The sequence below is a fragment of the Gordonia sesuvii genome (assembly GCF_036350415.1).
Lineage (GTDB): Bacteria > Actinomycetota > Actinomycetes > Mycobacteriales > Mycobacteriaceae > Gordonia > Gordonia sesuvii.
The window spans coordinates 142,725-163,747 of sequence record NZ_JAZDUF010000006.1 but is presented as its reverse complement, the minus strand read 5'-3'; the positions used below and the strand labels follow the sequence as shown (position 1 = coordinate 163,747).

Annotated in this window: 15 protein-coding genes; 3 read left to right on the top strand and 12 right to left on the bottom strand. The window is 67.0% G+C overall.

Annotated elements, in window-relative coordinates; genetic code table 11:
- Nucleotides 1-4: 4 nt before the first annotated feature.
- Entirely contained in the window at nucleotides 5-2,350 is a 2,346-nt protein-coding gene (treY, locus tag VZC37_RS19235; RefSeq protein WP_330434735.1) for a malto-oligosyltrehalose synthase, read from the top strand.
- Between the two features lie 60 nt (nucleotides 2,351-2,410).
- On the opposite strand, the gene VZC37_RS19230 is transcribed toward treY, so the two are convergent.
- The 9 genes from VZC37_RS19230 to VZC37_RS19190 are packed head-to-tail and all read right to left on the bottom strand — an operon-like array spanning nucleotide 2,411 to nucleotide 11,735.
- Nucleotides 2,411-3,223, bottom strand: a complete 813-nt coding sequence (locus VZC37_RS19230) for a hypothetical protein (RefSeq protein WP_330434734.1) — start codon at nucleotides 3,221-3,223, stop codon at nucleotides 2,411-2,413.
- A 14-nt stretch (nucleotides 3,224-3,237) separates the two neighbouring features.
- Nucleotides 3,238-4,419 carry an MlaD family protein gene (locus VZC37_RS19225; RefSeq protein ID WP_330434732.1) on the bottom strand — a complete coding sequence of 394 codons (1,182 nt, stop codon included), beginning with the start codon at nucleotides 4,417-4,419 and terminating at the stop codon, nucleotides 3,238-3,240.
- Entirely contained in the window at nucleotides 4,416-5,567 is a 1,152-nt protein-coding gene (locus VZC37_RS19220; RefSeq protein ID WP_431309450.1) for an MlaD family protein, read from the bottom strand. The genes VZC37_RS19225 and VZC37_RS19220 overlap by 4 nt, the downstream gene beginning before the upstream one ends.
- Complete coding sequence (locus VZC37_RS19215; RefSeq protein ID WP_330434730.1) at nucleotides 5,564-6,664, bottom strand: MlaD family protein; 1,101 nt, start codon at nucleotides 6,662-6,664, stop codon at nucleotides 5,564-5,566. Before VZC37_RS19215 ends, VZC37_RS19220 begins: the two co-directional genes overlap by 4 nt.
- Nucleotides 6,658-7,647: an MCE family protein gene (locus VZC37_RS19210; protein WP_330434728.1), complete on the bottom strand. Its 990-nt coding sequence runs from the start codon at nucleotides 7,645-7,647 to the stop codon at nucleotides 6,658-6,660. Before VZC37_RS19210 ends, VZC37_RS19215 begins: the two co-directional genes overlap by 7 nt.
- Complete coding sequence (locus tag VZC37_RS19205; protein ID WP_330434726.1) at nucleotides 7,644-8,678, bottom strand: MCE family protein; 1,035 nt, start codon at nucleotides 8,676-8,678, stop codon at nucleotides 7,644-7,646. The genes VZC37_RS19210 and VZC37_RS19205 overlap by 4 nt, the downstream gene beginning before the upstream one ends.
- Complete coding sequence (locus VZC37_RS19200) at nucleotides 8,678-10,000, bottom strand: MlaD family protein (protein ID WP_330434724.1); 1,323 nt, start codon at nucleotides 9,998-10,000, stop codon at nucleotides 8,678-8,680. Before VZC37_RS19200 ends, VZC37_RS19205 begins: the two co-directional genes overlap by 1 nt.
- 12 nt (nucleotides 10,001-10,012) lie before the next feature.
- Nucleotides 10,013-10,879 (bottom strand): ABC transporter permease, encoded by an 867-nt coding sequence (locus VZC37_RS19195; RefSeq protein ID WP_330434722.1) that lies wholly within the window; start codon nucleotides 10,877-10,879, stop codon nucleotides 10,013-10,015.
- Nucleotide 10,880: 1 nt separating this feature from the next.
- Nucleotides 10,881-11,735 carry an MlaE family ABC transporter permease gene (locus VZC37_RS19190; RefSeq protein ID WP_431309449.1) on the bottom strand — a complete coding sequence of 285 codons (855 nt, stop codon included), beginning with the start codon at nucleotides 11,733-11,735 and terminating at the stop codon, nucleotides 10,881-10,883.
- 211 nt (nucleotides 11,736-11,946) lie between these two features.
- Between VZC37_RS19190 and treZ the strand changes: the two genes are divergently transcribed.
- Nucleotides 11,947-13,824, top strand: coding sequence for a malto-oligosyltrehalose trehalohydrolase (treZ, locus tag VZC37_RS19185; RefSeq protein ID WP_330434720.1), 1,878 nt, complete (start codon nucleotides 11,947-11,949; stop codon nucleotides 13,822-13,824).
- Nucleotides 13,825-14,222: 398 nt separating this feature from the next.
- Here the strand turns inward: treZ and ilvA are convergent, their stop codons facing one another.
- Complete coding sequence (ilvA, locus tag VZC37_RS19180; RefSeq protein WP_330434718.1) at nucleotides 14,223-15,608, bottom strand: threonine ammonia-lyase IlvA; 1,386 nt, start codon at nucleotides 15,606-15,608, stop codon at nucleotides 14,223-14,225.
- Nucleotides 15,609-15,893: 285 nt separating this feature from the next.
- Here ilvA and VZC37_RS19175 point away from each other — a divergent pair, with 285 nt between their 5' ends.
- Complete coding sequence (locus VZC37_RS19175) at nucleotides 15,894-16,811, top strand: SMP-30/gluconolactonase/LRE family protein (RefSeq protein WP_330434964.1); 918 nt, start codon at nucleotides 15,894-15,896, stop codon at nucleotides 16,809-16,811.
- An 87-nt stretch (nucleotides 16,812-16,898) separates the two neighbouring features.
- On the opposite strand, the gene VZC37_RS19170 is transcribed toward VZC37_RS19175, so the two are convergent.
- Together VZC37_RS19170 and dnaE are read right to left on the bottom strand one after the other, a co-directional pair.
- Entirely contained in the window at nucleotides 16,899-17,150 is a 252-nt protein-coding gene (locus tag VZC37_RS19170) for a hypothetical protein (protein ID WP_330434716.1), read from the bottom strand.
- A 149-nt stretch (nucleotides 17,151-17,299) separates the two neighbouring features.
- Nucleotides 17,300-20,845, bottom strand: coding sequence for a DNA polymerase III subunit alpha (gene dnaE, locus VZC37_RS19165; RefSeq protein ID WP_330434714.1), 3,546 nt, complete (start codon nucleotides 20,843-20,845; stop codon nucleotides 17,300-17,302).
- Nucleotides 20,846-21,023 lie beyond the last annotated feature (178 nt).

Genomic DNA, 21,023 nt, shown 5'->3' with positions numbered 1-21,023 from the left:
ACCGATGACCACCGACCGCTCGACCGCCACCGGCGGGTCACGTGAACCCGTCGCGACCTATCGCATCCAGCTGACCCCGGACTTCGGCTTCATCGAGGTGATCGGCATCCTCGACCATCTCGTCGACCTCGGGGTGAGCCATCTCTACCTCTCCCCCATCGGCCGCGCGACGGCCGGCTCGATGCACGGCTACGACTGGGTGCCGCCGCCGGGTGTCGCCCCGGCACTCGGCGGATTGTCCGGACTGCGCGAACTCCGTAGCGCTGCAACCACTCTCGGCCTGGGCCTGATCATCGACATCGTGCCGAACCACACCGGGGTCGCCGATGTGGCGCAGAACCCGTGGTTCAGCGACCTGCTCCGCTACGGTCCGGCGTCGCGCTACGCCGGCTTCTTCGACGTCGACTTCTCCACCGCGAACGGCTCCGACGGCAAGATCGCGCTCCCCGTCCTCGCCGCCGACGGCGACCTGTCCCCACTCGTGGTCGAGGACGGGCACCTGCGCTACTACGACCACGTCTTCCCCACCGCGCCCGGCAGCACCGCCGCGGGCGACCCGCTCGAGGTCCATGACCGTCAGCACTACCGCCTGGTGCCGTGGAACAGCGGGCTGATCGGCTACCGGCGGTTCTTCACCGTCAACGAGCTCGCGGGCCTCCGCCAGGAGGAGCCCGCGGTGTACGAGGCGACCCACCGGTGGCTCCTCGACCTCATCGACGAGGACCTGATCGACGGTGTGCGGGTGGACCATCCGGACGGCCTGTGGGATCCGCAGTCGTACCTGCGGCGACTGCGTGGCGACATCGGCGAACACCGCCTGCTCTACATCGAGAAGATCCTCGCCCCGGACGAACCACTGGAGCCCACTCTGCCCGTCGACGGCACCACGGGCTACGACCAGATGCGGGTCATCGACGCGGTGTTCACCGCACCGACCGGTGTCATCGAGCTCGGCGAGATCCACGAACGGATCACCGGAGTGCCCGGCGATGGGGCGTGGTTGCATCGCACCGAACGCGACCGCAAGCTGACCACGCTGCGCTCGATGTTCCCGACCGAGCACCGCCGCCTGGTGCGAGCCGTCACCCATTCGGATCCGTCCGCCGACGCCGAGGCGATCGAGGAAGCGACCGCCGAACTCATCGCCGACCTGGGGGTGTATCGCGCCGACTACCCGGCGCTGCGTCCACGACTCGAACGGATCGCATCCGAGATCACCGCCCGCACAGCCCGTCTCGAACCGGCCATGGAGCTCGTCGTGCGCGCCACGGCGAGTCCCGGCGCGGCGACGTCGCGATTGGCCCAGACGTGTGGGGCGGTCACCGCGAAGAGTGTCGAGGACAGCCTCTTCTATCGCACGGCCCGCCTGGTGTCGGCCCAGGAGGTGGGCGGCGACCCGGCCGACCCGACGATGGGTCTACGGGAGTTCCACGCGCACAACGTCCACCGTGCGCGCGAGTGGCCGTGGGCGATGACCGCCACCTCGACACACGACACCAAACGCGGCGAGGATGTGCGTGCGCGCATCGCCGTGCTGACCCAGGTGCCCGAACGCTGGTCGATGATGGTCGACACGATCTGGCGGTCCACCCCGCCACCGGACGACCTGACCGGATACTTCCTGCTGCAGAACATCATCGGCGTGTGGCCGACCGACGGCCCGGTCGACGACATCCTGCGTACCCGCATCACCGAGTATGCGACGAAGGCCGTCCGAGAAGCCGGGCTGCGGACCACGTGGACCGAGGTCGACGACGACTTCGAAGCCGCACTCTCGGACTGGATAGCGGCGATCACGTCCGGGCCCGCCGCGGAGGCCATCTCCGGACTGGTGGCCGAGATCGCCCCCAGCTGGCGGTCGGAAGCGCTGGGCCGCAAGATGATCGCATTGCTGGGGCCGGGCGTGGGCGATGTCTACCAGGGCACCCAGTGGTGGGAAGACTCACTGGTCGACCCGGACAACCGACGACCAGTGGATCACACGCAGTCCATGGACCACCCGAAGACCCAGCTCGTTCGGACCGCCCTACGGGTGCGCGCCGAGCACGCCGAGGCCTTCCGCGCCGGCAGCGGCTATCTGCCTCTGCTCGCCGAGGGCCGGGGAGCCGATCACGTCATCGCATTCGCCCGGACCGCCGGCGACGACCCGCGCGTCGTCGTGGTCGCGACCCGCTTCACCCATGCGCTCTCCGAGCACGACCGGGCGTCGACCACCGTCCCCCTCCCCGCGGGTCGGTGGCGCGACCAACTCGCCCCCGGGTCCGACGGCGAAAAGTTCCGGGAGGCAACGGTATCGCTCGCCGACCTGGCCACCTGGCACGGTCTGGCCCTGCTGACCCCGGCCGACTGAGCCCCACAGCTCCCACGACCGGCTGCTCGAGACCTACCGAGAGAGTCGAGACGCTCAGCGTCAGCCCGCCGGTGCAGGCGCCGGGGCCGGTTGCGGCGCCGGTGCGGGTGCGGGTTGCGCGGCGCCACCACCCTGTTCCGGCCCGATCCCGGCTTGCGCACCGCTGAGCTCCGACACCAGCCACTGTCCGTCTTCTTTGCGCAGATCGAGCCACATCAACATCAGGCTCTGGCCACCGTCCGGCGCGAGCGTGCTCGTTCCGCTGACCTCCATCAGCACGGCGGTGCGCGCGGTATCGGTGTCGAAGGTCTCCACCGACACCGACTTCACCGCCGACTCGGCATCCTGCAGATTGAGCTGCTGCACTGCTTCGGCGGTATCGGACTGCTGCTGTTCGAGGTGTTGGCGGAACTCGCCGGTCGACAACGGACCCAGCAGCTCCTTCATGCTGCCGACCCCGTCCTTGGTCATCGTGCTCACCAACTTGGTGACGAATTCCTCGGAGGCGGCCTTGCTGCCGTCGAACGCGTCGAGCCGTTGGCGCTCCTGGTAATACCCCCACCCGAGCAACGCGACGCCGACGACAGCAACGATCGCGACCACCGCGACGGCGACCTTCGCCAGGCCTGCGCTGGTGAACGTCAGCGAGAACTGACGCGGTCCTGACGATGGGATCTTCCCGGGCCCGTCGGTCTGCGTCGTGGTCTCATCGCTGTCACGGTCGGTCGACGGCCGCGCCGACGACCCACCCGACTTGCGCGCGGCCTTCGTCCGCGGGCGCGGGGTGGCCTCGGCTGTGGGGGTCTCGTCGCCCTCGGTCTCGACGGAGTCGGTCTCTGCGGAGTCGTCGGTCGGCTTGTCCTGCTCGGTCATTCCTACTCTTCACATCACTTGTCGAGCGGCACGGTCCGCGCGTTCGGGTCGAAACCGGGAGGCGGACCGGCGGTGTCGTCACCGGGCGGCCGTGGCGCGTTGGCCGATCCCCGGATCTGCTGTTGCGGATCCTCAGTGACACAGTACAGATTCGTCGGGACGGTGAGTTCCAGGATCTTGGTCGGCCGGACCGGCGTGACCGCGTAGTTGCAGTGCGGCCGCGGATACACCGATCCGAATGCCCACCACGCACCGTCGTGGAACATCGAGAGGCTCTTGACGCTCGCGTCACGAATCGACGGCAGCAGATTGGCGATAGCGGGCGCCCGGAGTGCACCCTGGCGCGCGATGTCGACGAGCTGGCCCACCACGTCGGTGACCGGATCCCGGATCTGGTTGAGCGAACCGGTCAGACTCGTCAGCTGGGTCGGCCCCCGGTCGAGTAGCGTCCGCAGCTCCTGATCGGCGGCGACCGCGGCGTTGACGATCGTGCTCAGCGAATCGACGGTCGTCCCGAGATCGGGCTGGATCTGGGCGGTCGTCTGCAGGATCGTGCCGGTGTTCTCGATCAGTTCCGTGGTCTCCGGCAGCACCCGCGCGAGGTCGGCGAAAATGGTTCCGCCGGAGACGAACAGCGATTCCAGGACGTTGTCACCGCCGTCCGCGCCGAGCCCGACCTCCAGGTTGTCGATCGCCGACCGGAGCTTCACCGGGTCGATCTGGTCGACGACGTCCAACGTCGCCTCCAGTGTGCCCGGGAACGGCGCGGTGACCCGAGTCTGATTCATGTTGATCTCGTCGCCGTTGGTGAAGTACGGACCGTCGGCGGTCGCGGGCTGGAAGTCGACGTACTGTTCACCCGCGGCGGACAGCCCGAGGGCGGCGACCACGGCGTTGCGGTTGATCTTCACGTCCTCGGACACCGTGACGGTGACGTCGACGGAGTCCGGTTGGACCTGGATGTCCTCCACGTCGCCGATGCGGTCGCCACGCAACGTGACGCCCGAAGTCTCCTGCAGACCACCGGAGTTCGGGAAGTGCACGGTGAGCTGATAGGTGCCCCGGAACGGGTCCCAGCGCAGCGCACCGAACGACAGATACGCCAGGCCGACCAGCATCACCAGGATCAACCCGAGGTTGCCGAACAGCACCGCATGCTTGCGCAGCCACATGATCGGACCTCCCGACGCGCTCATCCGCAGCACCCCTGTGTTCCGTTGAGCCGCGCCAGGAGTCGGGTGAGCGTCTGCTGCAACGCCTCCGAAGCAGAGTCCACGTCATCGAGTTCGGGCAGCCGGGTCGCGGAGTCGAACCCGACACCCGGGTTGAGGTAGTACACCTTCGACGACAACGCGGCCGCGCTGCCCGGAGTCGCCTTCACCCACTTCGGCGTCAGTTCGGCGAGATTGTCCGCCAACGGCCCCAACGTGACCGCCCCTTCCCGCAGCCCGTCGAGGGCGGTCTCGAGATGAGCCAGCAGTTCGACGAGGTTGTCCGAATCGGACTCGAGGAAGTCGTTCGTCGCCGCGGTCACCTGGTTCGTCTTGTCGAGTGTGGTGAGGATCTGTCCGATCTGGCTGTTCACCGCATTCACCGCCGGTGCGAGCTTGTTGATCGACGCCATGATCTGGGCGCGGCCATCCGCGAGCTGACCGGTCAGCACGCTCGTCACGCGCATCGACTCGTCGACCCGCGCCGCGTTCTCGTTGAACTTGGTGATCGCAGTGGTGAGGCCCTCGATCGACCCGGACAACGCGTCCGGGTTCGGCGAGACCGCCTTGCTCAGCTCGGTCAGGATCACCGTGAGCGAGTTGAGCGATCCGCTGTCGACGACCCCGGCGGTGCTGACGAGGAGGTCTTCGACCGTCGCCGCCGCCGAGGTCTCCCCTCCCAGCTCGTCACCGTCGGCAAGGTAGCCTTCCGGCTCGCCGGGTGGCGGGAGCAGCGCGACGAACACGTCACCGAGCGGCGTGGCCTGGCGCAGTTCGGCGCCCGTGCCGACCGGCAGCTGGGTGGCGTTGCCGACCTGCATGGTGACCACCGCGGTGTAGTCCTCGGCGACGATGTCGGACACCTGGCCGACGTCCATACCGTTGAGTTTCACCTTGGCGCGGGTGGGCAGGTTGAGGGCGTTCTCGAAGGTCGCGGTGATGTCGATGGAGTCGCCGATACCACCGGGCGCGGGCAGCGGGATCTGCTCCACGGTGAGGCCGGGCACCACCCCGCACCCGGACATCGCGAGGACCGCGGCCGCCGTCAGCGTGACCACCCCGCGTCGACCCAGTCGCCGGGGATTACGCGGTTCGCCGACGACCTGGAAGGGCCGTACTCCGTCGCGGGTCATTTCGCCAGCTCCAGCATCGCCGAGAACACTCCGAGGTCCGGACCGAAGCCCTCGAGCCGCCCCGTTCGGCAGCCGTTCTCCTGCAGGTTGATCGCCTGGCAGAACGTCGACAGCAGTTCGGTGTCGACGAGCGACTTGTCGAGGAGTACCTGCGCACGCCAGGCCCCCTGTTCCGGCGACACCGAGTTGCTCAGGTTCTGGAACAGCAGCGGACCGAGGTCGATGGTCTCGACCACCTGACGGGAGAAATCGCTGAGGTTGGCCGCGAGCGCAGCCAACCGGCCGGTGGACGAGCTGATCGCACCAGAGTTGTTCTGCAGGAAGACCGTGGTGTTCTGCAGTGCGACGTTGAGATCGCCGAGCACGGCCTGCAAACCGGGCGCCTGGGACTGCAGCATCTGGGACACGTCGTTGATGGAGTTGGAGAAGGCCGTCATCTTCGGGTAGTTGGCGACCAGCGTCGACGTGAGATCCTGCACCGTGCGGATGATGTCGACGAGCGCGTCGCCGTTGCCGGAGGCCACCTCGGCGGCCTGGCCCAGTTCGTCCAGCGCGAGCCGCATCCGTTCGCCGTTGCCGCTGGTGATCCCGGCGGTGATGTCGATCATGTCCGCGATCGGTCCCTCACCCGGGCCGTCCCCCGACAGCGACACCATCAATCGGTCGATGGAGTCGAACAGTTCGCCGACCGACACCGGACTCTTCGTCTCCTCGATCACGCCGCCGTCGACGAGTTCGGGCCCCTCGGTGTAGGCGGGGGTGAGCTCGATGTGGCGGGTCGTGACGATCGAGGTGTTGACGATGGCCGCGGTGGCGTCTGCGGGCACCGGCACGTCCTCGTCGACGGTGAACGTGACCTTGACCCGACCGCCCTGCTGTTGCACGGAGGTCACCTGGCCCACGGGCATGCCGAGCACGGCGATGTCGTTGCCCTCGTACAGGCCTGAGACGTCGTCGAAGTAGGCGGTCGCCTCGATGGCCCAGCCGAACGCGGAGGTCCACGACGCCGGGATGAGCGAGCATCCTGAGATACCGAAGACGGCGAACAGCGACACCGCCGTGAGGGCGACCGAGCGACGCATACGGGCGGTCAGCATCCGTCCACCACCCGGGCGGTGCACAGCCAGTTGTCGGGGAAGATGCCCCACGGCAGGTAGCCGTTGGCGTAGGGGCCGTCGCCGAGAGTGTTGTTGGTGGTCCGCGCGGTGATGGGCAGGATCTCGAGCAACTTGCGGAGATTCGCGCGGTTCTTCTCCAGGCCCTGCGAAATGGTGTTGAGGTTCGCCATGATCGGCGCGAACTGGTTGCCGTTCTCCTGCGCGACGGCGCGGGCCTGCTCGGCGAGTTCCGCGATGCCGTCGAGCATCCGGGTGACCAGAGCCTCCCGGGTCGCGATCTTCTCGGCGAGCTGCTGACCCTGGCCGACGATGATGGACAGCTGAGCCTGGCTGTCGTCGACGATCGCGGTGACGGCCTTGGTGTCGCTGACCAGCTGGTTGATCTGGTCGCGCCGGTTGGTGATGATCTCCGACATCGCGGTCAGCGAGTCGAGCGTCGGCTTGGTGACCGCAGGCGCGCCGGCGAGTTGGCGGTTCAGGGTGCGGATGCTCTCGCTGAGTTCCACGTCGTCGATGCCGGCGATGATCGGCGTGCCCTCTTCGATGGTCTTCTGCAGGTCATACGGGACCCGGGTGTCGGTGATGCGGTCGCCGTCGAGCAGGTCGGGCGAATCACCCAGGGTGACATCGACGTAGCGCTGTCCGAGCAACGTCGACATCTTGATCTCGGCCGACCCGTTCGCGGTGACGTCGACGTCGTCGTTCACCTTCATGGTGACGTCCACCTGGTTGCCGGCGAGCTCGGTGGCGCTGACCTCACCCACGTCGATCCCGGCGACGCGCACCTTGTCGCCGGGACGGATGCCGCCGGCCTGGGCGAACTCACCGACGTAGGTCTTCTTGCCGAGGTGTGCCTGGGCCAACGCGGTGACGCCGAGGACCAGCAGCACGATCACCACGGCGCCGATCACGCCGTACCACATCCGCTTGTTCTCACGGAAATAGTTGCGCCACCTACTCATTGGCACACCTCCGAGTGCTTGGTGCCGCCGATCTTGTTGATGATGCCGGGCGGGAAGAGCACGTCACCGATCGCGATGTCGAGGTCGCAGGCGTAGATGTTCAGATACGCTCCCTGGCCCTGCACCTGCGGGAAGTGCCCGAGGAAGATCGGCAGCTGGAAGGCCATCTTGTCGAGTTTGGAGCCGTTGGCGATGAGCGTGTTGGTCGCGGCGCGCGCGTCGGTGGCCGCGCCGGCCAGCGAGCTGCGGCTGCGGGCCAGGACGTCGGCGAAACCGGTTGCCGTCTCCCCGATCTGCGACACCGAGCGGCCGAACGCGGCCGAATTGGCGTTGAGGTTCTCGATGAGGGTGGAGATGCTGTCGATCACCGTCCCGACTTGCGAACCCTGCAGTGCGAGGTCACGCATGACGGCGCTGAGGTTGTCGATGATGGCCCCGATGACCGCGTCACGGTCGGCCATGTCGCTGGCCACCTGACCCACCTCGGCGACCGTGTAGCTCAAGGACACCTCGTTGCCCTGGAACGCCTGGATCAGGCCCTCCGACAACGCGTTCACCTGATCGGGTTCCAGCGTCTCGAAGACCGGCTGGAAGCCCGCGAGCAACTCGGTGACGTCGAACGAGTCCTCCGACGGCTGCTGCAACGTCGAACCGGCGGGCAGGGGGTTGTTGGGCTCGTCGGGCACCAGCGACAACGCCAGGTAGCGCTGTCCGATCAGGTTCTGGTAGCGGATGGCCGCCATGGTGTTGGTGAACACCGACTGATCGGTCAGCACCTCGAAACGCACTCGGGCGCGGCCGTCGTCGAGCACGATCTCGTCGACGCGACCGACCCGCACACCCGCCATCCGCACGTCGTCGCCGGACGCCAGTCCGGACGCGTCGTTGAAGACGGTGTCGTAGGTGCGGGTGTCGCCCGGCAGGGCACGTTCCAGCGTCGACCAGATGACGTAGGTCAGCAGGATCGCGATGACGGCGAAGATCGAGAAGCCGATGAGCGGCTTGCGGATGCCGGATTGTCCGTGGCTCATCAGCGGCCCCCTTCCCGCTCGCCGGGTGCGTCCGGCACGATCTGCGACGACTGCACGAGTGGTCCGAGCATCAGGGTGTCGGCGGTGTTCGGCTGGCGGCGCAGCGCCTCCCCCAGCGTGACCTTGTCCCCGGACGTCGACACCATCCCGAAGGTCTCCGCGGCACGGCGCATGCCGTCGGACGGATAGATCGTCAGCGGACCCGAACTGGTGGGGCCGGTGCCGGTGCCGGGGCCGACACAGTTCGGACCGCGCATCGTTCCGTATGGTCCGCCGTTGTAGACGGGGCAGTTCTGCCGCGTATAGCGCTCGAACGCACCGAAGTTCACACCGATGTTGAGCTGCGGATGGCCGTTGACGCCGGTGAAGACGGTGAGCACCCGGGCGGCGAGGTTGTTGAGCGCCGCCAGCCCCTGCGGCAGTGATTCCGGCTCGAGTACCGCGGCGCCGATCAGCCGGTTGAGGTCACGCACCACACGCTGGCCGCTGTCCCCGTTGGCCGCGAACAACGCCTGGGTCTCGTCGAGCAGGCCCTGGCCCGCCGACAGCAGTGCGGTCAGATCCTGCTGCTTCTCGGCGACCGTCATCGCGGGAATGACACTGCGGCCCAGGGTGTCGAGCAGTTCGGGCGTGGACTCCGCGAGACCCCGCACCGCGTTGTCGAAGTTGTCGAAGCCGCCCGGTGCGCCCGGCGGGAACTGTGCGTTGATGGTCTGCCAGTAGTTGTCCAGCAGGGGCACGAACGCGCCGAACACCGCGCCACCCCCTTCGAGTGCGTCGGCGATGACGCCGAGCACCGAGGCCAGATCCTCGGGAGGGACCGCCTGCAACAGGACTCGCAACTCGTTCTGCGCGTCCTGAAGTTTCAGCGTGGGCAACGACTCGTCGGCCGGGATCGTGGTCCCCGATGTGAGATGGTCCTCGCTGGGGTCGGCGGGCCGGATGAGTTGGACCGAGTTCACACCGAAGAGGTTGGCCGGAACGGTACGCGCGGTGACGTTCGCCGGGATGCCGTCGGCCTGGTCAGGGTCGATGTCGATCTCGACGTTCTTGTACTGGAGGTTGCGCGGCCCCACCTCGTCGCTGAGATCGATCGACTTGACCGACCCGACGATCAGCCCGTTGTAACGCACGTCGGCCTGCGTGATCAGTCCGTCGCCGACGTCGGTGAGCTTCGCGGTCACCGGGACGGTCGAGGTGAACACACCCTGGTAGCGCATGAACAGCAGCACGAACAGGATGAGCAGCGCGACGAGGAACGCGACCCCGCGCAGGATGTACTGCGGGAGCGAGGGGTTGCGGCCGTCGGTGTCGATCTGCATCGGTCTGTCCCCCTATCCCGATATCTGTATTCCGGGCGAGGTGCCCCAGAAGACCAGTGTCATGACCAGATTCGCGAAGACGATCACGATGATCGCCATGCGGATCGCGTGACCCGCGGCCACCCCCACTCCCTCGGGACCGCCCGAGGCGAAGTACCCGTAGTAGCACTGGATGAACGTCGTCAGCAGAACGAAGACGATCACCTTGACGAACGAGAACGCCATGTCCCCGGAGACGAGGAACTGGTTGAAGTAATACAGGTAGGTGCCCGCGCCCTGGCCGCTCTGCAGTTGGAACATGACCTGGCAGGCGAGGTAGTTGGCCGCCAGCGACACCGAGTAGAGCGGGACGATCGCGAGCACCGCGGCCGACATCCGGGTGGTGACCAGATACGGCAGCGGGCGGATCGCGATCGATTCCAGCGCGTCGATCTCCTCGCTGATCCGCATCGAACCGAGCTGGGCGGTGAACCGGCACCCCGACTGCGCGGTGAACGCGGTCGCCGCGAGCAGCGGGGCGATCTCACGGGTCGTCGCGAACGCGGACAGACCACCCGTCAGCGGGGACATGCCGAGCAGGTTGAGCGCGGTGTACCCCTCGATGCCGACCGTCGCGCCGCCCATGACGCCGAGGATGACCATGACCCCGACGGTGCCGCCGCCGACAACGATCGCGCCGTTGCCCCAGGCGACGTCGGACAGGAGCCGCCACACCTCTTTGCGGTAGTGGGTGAACGTAATCGGGACCGAGCCGATCGACTTCACCAGGAAGGTGATCAGGTGCCCCATCGCGGCGAGCGCGTTGCGCGGGCCCCGGTAGAGGCCCTTGGCCGCCTCGACCGGGCGCAGCAGCGGCGGTACGTAGCGTGAAGCGGTCACGTCACACCACCCTCGACGGGACGAGGATCGCGAACAGCTGGGTCAGCGCGACGTTGACGGTGAACAGCAGCAACACCGAGTTGACCACCGCGGCGTTGACCGAGTTGGCCACGCCGGCCGGCCCGCCCTTGGTGGTCAGCCCGCGGTCGCACGCGACGATGGCCACGATCGCACCGAAGATGACCGCCTTGATGATCGCGAAGGCCAGATCGGCCACCGACGCGAACGACGCAAATGTGCCCGTATAACTGCCCGGCGTACCGCCCTGGAAGTAGACGTTGAACACGTAGCCGGTGATGAACCCGACGAAGCACACGAATCCGCAGAGCAGGAAGCTGACCACCATGGTGGCCAGCAGTCGCGGCGAGATCAGGCGCTCGACCGGGTTGACGCCCATCACCCGCATCGCGTCGATCTCGTCGCGGATGGTGCGGGAGCCCAGGTCGGCGGCGATGGCCGACCCCACCGCTCCCGCGAGCAGCAGCGATGTGACGAGCGGCGCGCCCTGTCGGATCACGCCGAGGCCGGTGGCGGCACCCGAGAATGACGTCGCACCGATCTGACCGGCGATGTTGGACACCTGGATCGACACGATCACGCCGATCGGAATGGCGACCAGCAGGGTGGGGAACACCGAGGTGCTGGCCATGAATGCGCACTGCCGGACGAACTCCCGGAACGGGAACCGGCCCTTGGCGAGGTCGACGATCAGGACGCGGAAGACCTCGACGAACATCGCCATCTGCCGGCCGAAGGTGTCGAACGACGCCAGCACGTGCTCACGGAACCACCGACGAATACCGCCGCCGGAACCACGTGTGCCCTCGCCGCGCGAGGTCGCCGTGTCAGTCGTCACTCCCCTGCCCCTGCTGTCGGCTGCCTCAGATCGAGGCTCGTCGTATCACATATATGTTCCGCGAAGAGTGTCCTGTCAGACCACTCGAACACGGCTTCCCCCTGTCGACGACCCCCGGCCCGGAAATATACCTCGCTTCGATACTCGCTTGTGCTACGGGTCACAGTACCGACATCTGCGGCGGTGGCGTCCGCGACATACCTTGTGTTGGATGACCGATCAGTCAGGGGCTCCGGACACCATAACTGGGACGAGCGACCAACGTGCGCGAAATACTCGCATTTCGGTCCCGGCGAGTCCTTTCACACCGCCGTCGGATCCGGGTGAGATCCGGGTCTGGGCCCCCGCGGCCGGCACCGTCACCCTGGTCATCGGTACCGATGCCGGCGAGAGCACTGAGATCGCCCTGCAGCCCGACCCGACCGAGCCGGAGTGGTGGATGTCCCCGCCCGACGCGATCCCGAGCGAGATCCGTACGGCCGATCCCGCCGGGATGCGCTATCGGTTCGTTGTCGACGATGGGGACCCGTTGCCCGATCCCCGCTCGGTGCGCCTACCCGACGGGGTGCACTCGGCGTCCGCCCTGCACCGACTCGACGAGTCGATCTTCACCGACGAGGACTGGTCCGGCATCGACATGCGCGGTGCCGTGCTCTACGAGTTGCACATCGGCACCTTCACCCCGGAGGGCACATTCGACTCCGCGATCGGCCGGCTCGATCATCTGGTGGCGCTCGGCGTCGACGTCGTCGAGGTGATGCCGATCAACGCGTTCAACGGCACATACGGCTGGGGCTACGACGGGGTCGCCTGGTACGCCGTGCACGAACCGTATGGCGGGCCCGACGGATTCGCGCGGTTCGTCGACGCCTGCCACTCTCGTGGTCTCGGTGTGGTGCTCGACGTGGTCTACAACCATCTCGGGCCGTCGGGAAACTACCTACCGGACTTCGGCCCGTATCTCGCCGAGGGCACCACCAGCTGGGGGTCGTCGGTGAACCTGGCCGAGCCCGACTCCGACGAGGTCCGCGCATTCATTCTCGGCAATGCGCTGCGCTGGCTTCGTGACTTCCATGTCGACGGTCTCCGACTCGACGCCGTGCACGCGCTCGCCGATCACCGTGCCGTCCACCTCCTCGAAGAGCTCGCCGTCGCCACCGACAGGCTCGCCGAGGAGCTCGGCAGGCCGTTGACCCTCATCGCGGAGAGCGACCTCAACGACCCGCGACTGATCACCCCTCGCCGACTGGGCGGCTACGGGCTGGCCGCCCAATGGGATGACGACATCCACCATGCGATCCACGCCACGGTCTCGGGTGAGCGCCAGGGCTACTACGCCGATTTCGGCGGTCTCGACGGGTTGGCAAAGGTCCTGGAAGGCGGCTACTTCCACGACGGCACCTACTCGTCCTTCCGCCGCCGCCGCCATGGCCGGCCGATCCCGACCGACATCATCGATGCCTCGGCGCTGGTGACCTACACCTGCAACCACGACCAGGTCGGCAACCGGGCGACCGGCGACCGGCCGTCGGCGTACCTCGACAGTGGGCAGCTCGCGATCAAAGCCGCACTGGTGCTCTTGTCACCGTTCACGCCGATGCTGTTCATGGGCGAGGAATGGGCCGCCGACACCCCGTTCGCCTTCTTCACCTCCCACCCGGAACCCGAACTCGCCGAGGCGGTGCGGACCGGGCGGCGCAGCGAATTCGCCGAGCACGGCTGGGACGCGGCGGAGGTACCCGATCCGCAGGACCCGGCCACCTACGAGTCGTCGAAACTCGACTGGTCGGAGCTCGACGAGCCCACGCACGCGCGCATGCTCGCGTTCTACCGAGACCTCGTCGCGTTGCGGAAGTCCGAGGCCGACTTCGCCGCCTCCGGGTTCGCCTCCGTCACCACCGATTTCGACGACGATGCCGGCTGGTTCGGCATGTTCCGTGGCGGCTGGGTGGTCGTGTGCGTGCTCGGCGAGAACGAGACGGCCGTACCGATCCGGATGGACCCGGCGCTGGTGTGGGAGGACGTGACCGTCGATGACAGTTCGGTGCGCAGTCCGGGACACAACGTGGTGATCGGAAGGCTCCGCTGATCTTCCGCTGATCGAGTAGGTCGAGCCGCCAGGCGAGACCGTATCGAGATCCCTTGCCCGCGAACCAGATCTCGATACAACCTCCGCTAGCGCTCCGGTCTACTCGATCAACGACAGAAAGCCCCCAACCGCTGATCGAGTAGGTCGAGCCGCTAGGCGAGACCGTATCGAGATCCCCTGCCCGCAAACCAGATCTCGATACAACCTCCGCTAGCGCTCCGGTCTACTCGATCAACGACAGAAAGCCCCCAACCGCTGATCGAGTAGGTCGAGCCGCTAGGCGAGACCGTATCGAGATCCCCAGCCGCCCAACCAGATCTCGATACAACCTCCGCTAGCGCTCCGGTCTACTCGATCAACGGAGGGTAGCGTGTTCTCGATCAAACGAAAGTGCGCGGTCAGGTCAGGTAGTCGTATGCCGGCGTTCCCGGTTCCAGGCGCTCGCAATGCAGACGTGAGTGCGACATCCGGTCCATCAACCCGGCGAGCCCGGCAGGCTCGCCCAACTCGATGCCGACGAGCGCGGCACCGGTCTCGCGGTTGTTGCGTTTGACGTATTCGAACAGAGTGATGTCGTCGTCCGGCCCCAGGACCTCGTTCAGGAAGCGGCGTAGCGCGCCCGGCTCCTGAGGGAAGTCGACGAGGAAGTAGTGCTTGAGGCCCTTGTGAACGAGAGACCGCTCGATGATCTCGCCGTAGCGCGAGACGTCGTTGTTGCCGCCGGACACCAGGCAGACGACCGTCGCATCCGGCGCGATCTGCAGAGACGACAGCGCGGTCACGGCCAACGCCCCGGCGGGCTCGGCGATGATCCCCTCGTTCTGGTAGAGCGCCAGCATGGTCGTACAGATGGCGCCCTCGTCGACGTGGGTGATGTGGACGCTGCCCGGCGACGTGACATGGCGGGCATCGGCGGGGAGAACGTCGACGGCCGACCTGGGCGCGACGTCGGCGAGAACCGGGTGATCGGTGATGGTGGCGCCGAGCGACGACATCACGCGGTGTCCGATCGAACCGATCCGTTTCACGGCCGCACCGTCGACGAAGGGATCGATCGTGTCCAGCGTGACGGGCCCGCCCGCGGCGAGTGCGGCGCTCAGCGACACGGCACCGGTGGGTTCCACGCCGACGATGGCAACGTCGTCGCCGACCGACCGGAGGTAAGTCGCCATCCCGGCGAGGCAGCCACCACCGCCGACCGGGGCGACCACGACGTCGGGCACGGTACCGAGCTGCTCGACGATCTCGTGGGCGATGGTGCCCTGACCGGCGGCCGTGCGCGGGTCGTCGAAGGCATGTATCCACGACGCCCCGGTGCGCATCACGTCGGCCTGCGCGGCCGCCGCTGCAGCGTCATAGGTCTCCCCGACTGCGAGGAGTTCCACGAATTCCCCACCATGCCAACGAATCCGATCGCGCTTCTGCTTCGGTGTCGTCGTCGGGACGTAGATTCGTCCACGCACCCCCATCGACCGGCACGCGAACGCGACACCCTGCGCATGGTTTCCGGCGCTGGCGGCCACCACCCCGCGGGCCAATTCCGTGGAGGACAGCTGCGCCATCACGTTGTAGGCCCCGCGGATCTTGTACGAACGCACCGACTGCAGGTCTTCACGCTTGAGCAGGACCCGGGCTCCGATCGCCGCAGAGATGCGGGGCGCCTCCTCGAGCGGTGTGCGGGCGACCGCAGCGGCAATTCGCTCGACCGACGCGCTGACGGCGTCGCCCGTCAATTGGTGGTCGTGCTGATGAACCGGTGCCTGCTGGGTACTCACGATCTCCATGCTCTCACCTGCCCCGATCGGCGGCGCGCGGGAGGTCACGGCGCCCGGTCGGGCCGGGTTCGATCCTCGACGGCTCCTCGACCGCGACATAGACTCCGCACAGGGCCAACGCCGTAGCCGTTCGAGATCCCGGGTGGCAGGCGACCACCACCGATGCGGGAGGCCGGCATGTTCGGACGCAGCAGCTCGGACCCTGACGATCGTTATTCCCACGCTCCGGGCCCGCGGCCCCGACCACACCGACGACGGCTTCCCGCTGCCGGGGTGATCGCGGCCGCCATATCGATGGTCGCCGCATTGCTGACCGCCATCGCACCCGGAACCGCATCGGCCGCACCGATCTGCCCCGGTGCGGGCCAGGCACCGCGGCTGGTCGGCGTCGTCCCGGGTGCTGCGCTACAAGGCTTGACCGTCGACGCCGCGGGACGCATGTACACCACCGACCTGATCTCGGGCCGGGTGTTCCGACTGTCCGCACCGGGGGCGCCGGCGGTTCCGATCGCCCGGGTACCCGAGAGCGGAGCCGGCGGGTTGGCCTGGACGCCGAACGGCACACTGCTGGTGGGTTACGGAGCCGATCCCCGCGTCGTCGCGGGCGACGCGCTGCGTCATGCCGGAATCGCACGCCTCGACATCGGCACGCTCGCGATGCGCCCGTGGGTGCGCGGACTGTCCGCATCCAACGGGATGGATGTCGCCGGCAACGGGATCGTCTACGCCACAAACGACTTCGGCAATCTCGTCGGACGCGCCTACCCGAACGGGGCGGTACAGGCCGACTGGGGTTCGCTGCCGAGCGCGAACGGTGCCGTCCTCGGTCGCGGCGACCGATGGCTCTACGTCTCACGGACCTTCGTCAATCCGGGCGTCAGTCGCATCTCGACGTCGAACCCGCGGGTCGTGCAGAGCCTGCTCAATCTCGGCGGCGGCGATGTCACCGCGACACCCGACGGGCTCACGCTCGACTCGCGGGATCGGCCGGTGGTGCCGTTCAACGTGAGCGGCCAGATCGTCCGGGTCACCTCACCTGGACAGTTCTGTGTGCTCGGGTCGAGCGCCGGATTCGCCAGCGTGGTGTCCTACGGTCGCGGCGACCGTGGGTTCTCGGCCGGCCGACTGTTCCGCGCCGGATTCGACGGACGAATCTACGAGATCCCCGGCGGCTTCGATCGAGGTGCGACTGCCGCCTACCCGGGTCGCTGAGCGGCCGCAGGCACCCCGGAAAGAAAGAATCCACCTTCCTCGGAAGGAAGGTGGATTCACCAAGTCATTGTGGCTATCGCATGCCGCTCATGCGCCCCGGCGGGTGACCCAGAGTCGTTCACCCCACCAGATGCTGAGCAAGGCCGCGCCGGCGGTCCAGGCGACGACCTGGCCCGATCCGGTGATGAGCAGGGCGGCGACGGCGACGAGCACCGCCACGAGCAGGGCGTGGACCTTGTACGCCGGCCATCGGACACCTGCGATGACGACCGTCGGCGGGAGCGATCGAACCCGTGCAGGGCGGAGTTCGATCAGGCCGGAGATGTTCGCTGCGGTCATGACGCTCCTCGTGCTCGGTGGTGATCACGGGCTGAGTGGTCTCCACGTGCACGCCAGTGTAACGCGTCCGGAACTAAAATGTTCGGTGGGCCGAAACTTGCTGTTCGGATGTGTTGACGTTCACGTCCGGCCAGGGCGCGGGACTGAGGTCATCCGCCGAGGCAGCTCGGCCCCAGTAGGGCCTTCAGGTCTCCCATCAGCGCCGAGCTGGGACTGACCCGCAACGCCTCGGTCAGCCGCAACACCGTGGACCGCTGCTCACTGACGAGGGTGACGTGGACGTCGGCGGTACCCGGGTGACGCGACAGCACCTGTTTGAGGGCCTGGACGCGGTCGGGGGTACAGGCGCGGGCGCTCAAGGTGAGCGCGACCGGCTTCGCCGTCCCCACGGCCGCGAGATCCGGTACGGCAAGGTCGTTGGCGCTGATCATCGTCGAGTCGTCGCGGACGTTGACCCGCGCCTTGATGAGCACGATGTTGTCGGGGACGATGTCCATCCCGAAGACGGAGAACGAGCGGGGGAAGAAATAGACCTCGACGCCACCGACCATGTCCTCGAGGGTCACCACCGCATACGGCTCACCCTTCTTGTTCACCCGACGATTGACGGCCGAGATGATGCCACCGATGGTGATCTGCGCGCCGTCGGGCACCGACCCTTCCAGCAACGATGTGATCGATGTGTCGGTCTGGGCGGCGATCGCATGCTCGACACCGCCGAGCGGGTGACCGGACACGTAGAGCCCGAGCATCTCGCGTTCGAGGGCGAGTTTGTGCTTGGACTCCCACTCTTCGTCGGGCACCTTGACCGCGAACACCTCGGCCATCGAGTCATCCGCGCCTCCGGCGTCGCCGAAGAGGTCGAACTGGCCGATGGCCTCGGCCTTCTTGGTGCCGATGACCGACTCGACCGCGTCGCCGTGCACCAGGAACAGGCCCTTGCGCGGATGGTTCAGTGAGTCGAACGCGCCCGCCTTGATCAGCGACTCGGTGACCTTCTTGCTGCACGCGGTCACGTCGATCTTGCCGAGGTAGTCGGAGAAGCTGGTGAACTTCCCCTTCTCGTCGCGCGCGGCGAGAATCGACGACACCACGCCGGTTCCGACGTTGCGGACCGCGGCGAGGCCGAATCGGATGTCGCCGCCGACCGCCGCGAAGTTGCGCTGTGACTCGTTGACGTCGGGAGGCAGCACCGTGATGCCGAGCTTGCGGCAGTCCGACAGATAGATGGCCGCCTTGTCCTTGTCGTCGCCGACCGAGGTCAACAGACCCGCCATGTACTCGGCCTTGTAGTTGGCCTTGAGGTAGGCGGTCCAGAACGACACCAGGCCGTAGCCGGCGGCGTGCGACTTGTTGAACGCGTACCCGGCGAACGGGAGAATCGTGTCCCACAACGCCTTGATCGCGGCCGAGGAGAAGCCATTGGACTTCATGCCCTCCTCGAAGCCCTCGAACTCGGCGGCGAGGACCTCGGCCTTCTTCTTCCCCATCGCGCGGCGCAGGATGTCCGCTCGGCCGAGGGAGTATCCGGCCACCTTCTGCGCGATCTGCATGATCTGCTCTTGGTAGACGATCAGACCGTAGGTGTCGGCGAGGATCTCCTTGAGCGGTTCCTCGAGTTCCGGGTGGATGGGCCTGACCTGCTGCCGCCCGTTCTTGCGATCGGCGTAGTCGTTGTGCGCGTTCATGCCCATCGGGCCGGGCCGATACAGCGCGAGCACCGCGACGATGTCCTCGAACCCCGTGGGCTGCATCCGTTTCAGGAGTTCGCGCATGGGTCCGCCGTCGAGCTGGAAGACACCCAGCGTGTCGCCGCGGGCGAGCAGTTCGTAGGTCTTCGGGTCCTCGAGCGGCGCGGCGTCGAGGTCGAGGTCGATGCCGCGGTTGGTCTTGATGTTCTCGATCGCGTCACCGATGACGGTGAGGTTGCGCAGCCCGAGGAAGTCCATCTTCAGCAGACCGATGGCCTCGCACGACGGATAGTCCCAGCCGGTGATGATCGCGCCGTCCTGCGCGCGCTTCCACACCGGGATCGCGTCGGTCAGCGGCTCACTGGACATGATGACCGCGCAGGCGTGCACGCCGGCGTTGCGGATCAGCCCCTCGAGACCGAGCGCGGTGTCGTAGATCTTCTTGACGTCCGGGTCGGTCTCGATGAGGGTGCGGACCTCGGTGGCCTCGGCGTAGCGCTCGTGCTCGGGGTCGGTGATGCCCCAGACCGGGATGTCCTTGGCCATGATGGGCGGCGGCAACGCCTTGGTGATGCGGTCGGCGATGGCGAACCCGGGCTGCCCGAACTGGACACGCGCCGAATCCTTGAGTGCCGCTTTCGTCTTGATGGTGCCGAAGGTGATGACCTGGGCGACCTTGTCGCTACCCCACCGCTCGGTGGCGTAGCGCACCATCTCACCGCGGCGACGGTCGTCGAAGTCGATGTCGATATCCGGCATCGACACGCGCTCGGGGTTGAGGAACCGCTCGAACAGCAGGCCGTGCGGAATCGGGTCGATGTTGGTGATGCCCAGTGCCCACGCGACCAGCGAACCGGCTGCCGACCCGCGGCCCGGGCCCACCCGGATGCCGACTTCGAGCGCGTGTTGGATCAGGTCGCCGACGACGAGGAAGTAGGCCGGGAACCCCATCTGGATGATGACGTCGAGCTCGTAGTTGGCCCGACGCTGGTACTCCTCGGGCACCTCGGTGCCGGCGAAACGGGTCTCCGCGAGGCCTTTCGCGACCTCTTTGCGCAGCCAGGTCTGCTGCGATTCACCTTCCGGGACCGGGAAGACGGGCATCCGGTCGCGGTGGGTGAACACATCGGCGTAGCTCTGCACGCGCTCGCCGATCTCGACCGACGAGTCGCACCCACCCGGAACCATCGAGTCCCACAGTTCGCGCATCTCGGCGGGCGACTTCAGGTAGTAGCCGTCGCCGTCGAACCTGAATCGGGTGGGATCGGACAGCGTCTTGCCGGTCTGCACGCACAGCAAGGCCTCGTGGCTCTTGGCGTGTTCCTGCGTGACGTAGTGGCAGTCGTTGGTGACCAGTGGTTTGATGCCGAGCTTGCGGCCGATGTCGAGCAGGCCGTCGCGGACCCGGCGCTCGATCTCCAGACCGTGTTCCATCAGCTCGAGGTAGAAGTTCTCCTTGCCGAAGATCTCCTGCCACTTCGCCGCGGCCTCGAGGGCCTCGCGGTCGTGGCCGAGTCGCAGCCGGGTCTGTACCTCACCCGACGGGCAGCCGGTGGTGGCGATGATGCCCTCGGCGTATTGCGCGATCAGGTCGGCGTCCATGCGCGACCATTTGCCGAGCTGTCCCTCGATCGACGCCAGCGACGACAGCTTGAACAGATTGCGCAGACCGGTCGCGTTCTCGGCGACCATCGTCATGTGGGTGTAGGCACCCGAGCCGGAGACGTCGTCGCTCTTCTGATCGCGGGTTCCCCAGGTGACGCGTTTGGTGTTGAAACGCGACTCGGGCGCGACGTAGGCCTCGATGCCGATGATGGGCTTGATGTCGTTGGCGACGGCGGTGTTGTAGAACTCGCTCGCGCCGAACATGTTGCCGTGGTCGGTCATACCGATCGCCGTCATCCCCAGGCGTTTGGCCTCGGCGAACAACGGGGACACCTTGGCGGCACCGTCGAGCATCGAGTACTCGGTGTGGTTGTGCAGGTGAACGAACGAATCGGCCACGGACGCCTCTCACCTCATGTTCTACGACGAAACTGTTCTGCGACGAAACTGTTCTGCGACGAAATGTTTCCCCACCCGCGCGGTGCCGGCCATCGCGCGTCCAACGGGCAGCCCCAACTGTATGCCGATGATCCGACAGCCTCGGCCACGGCACGCCCGATGTGACAGATGGGACGAC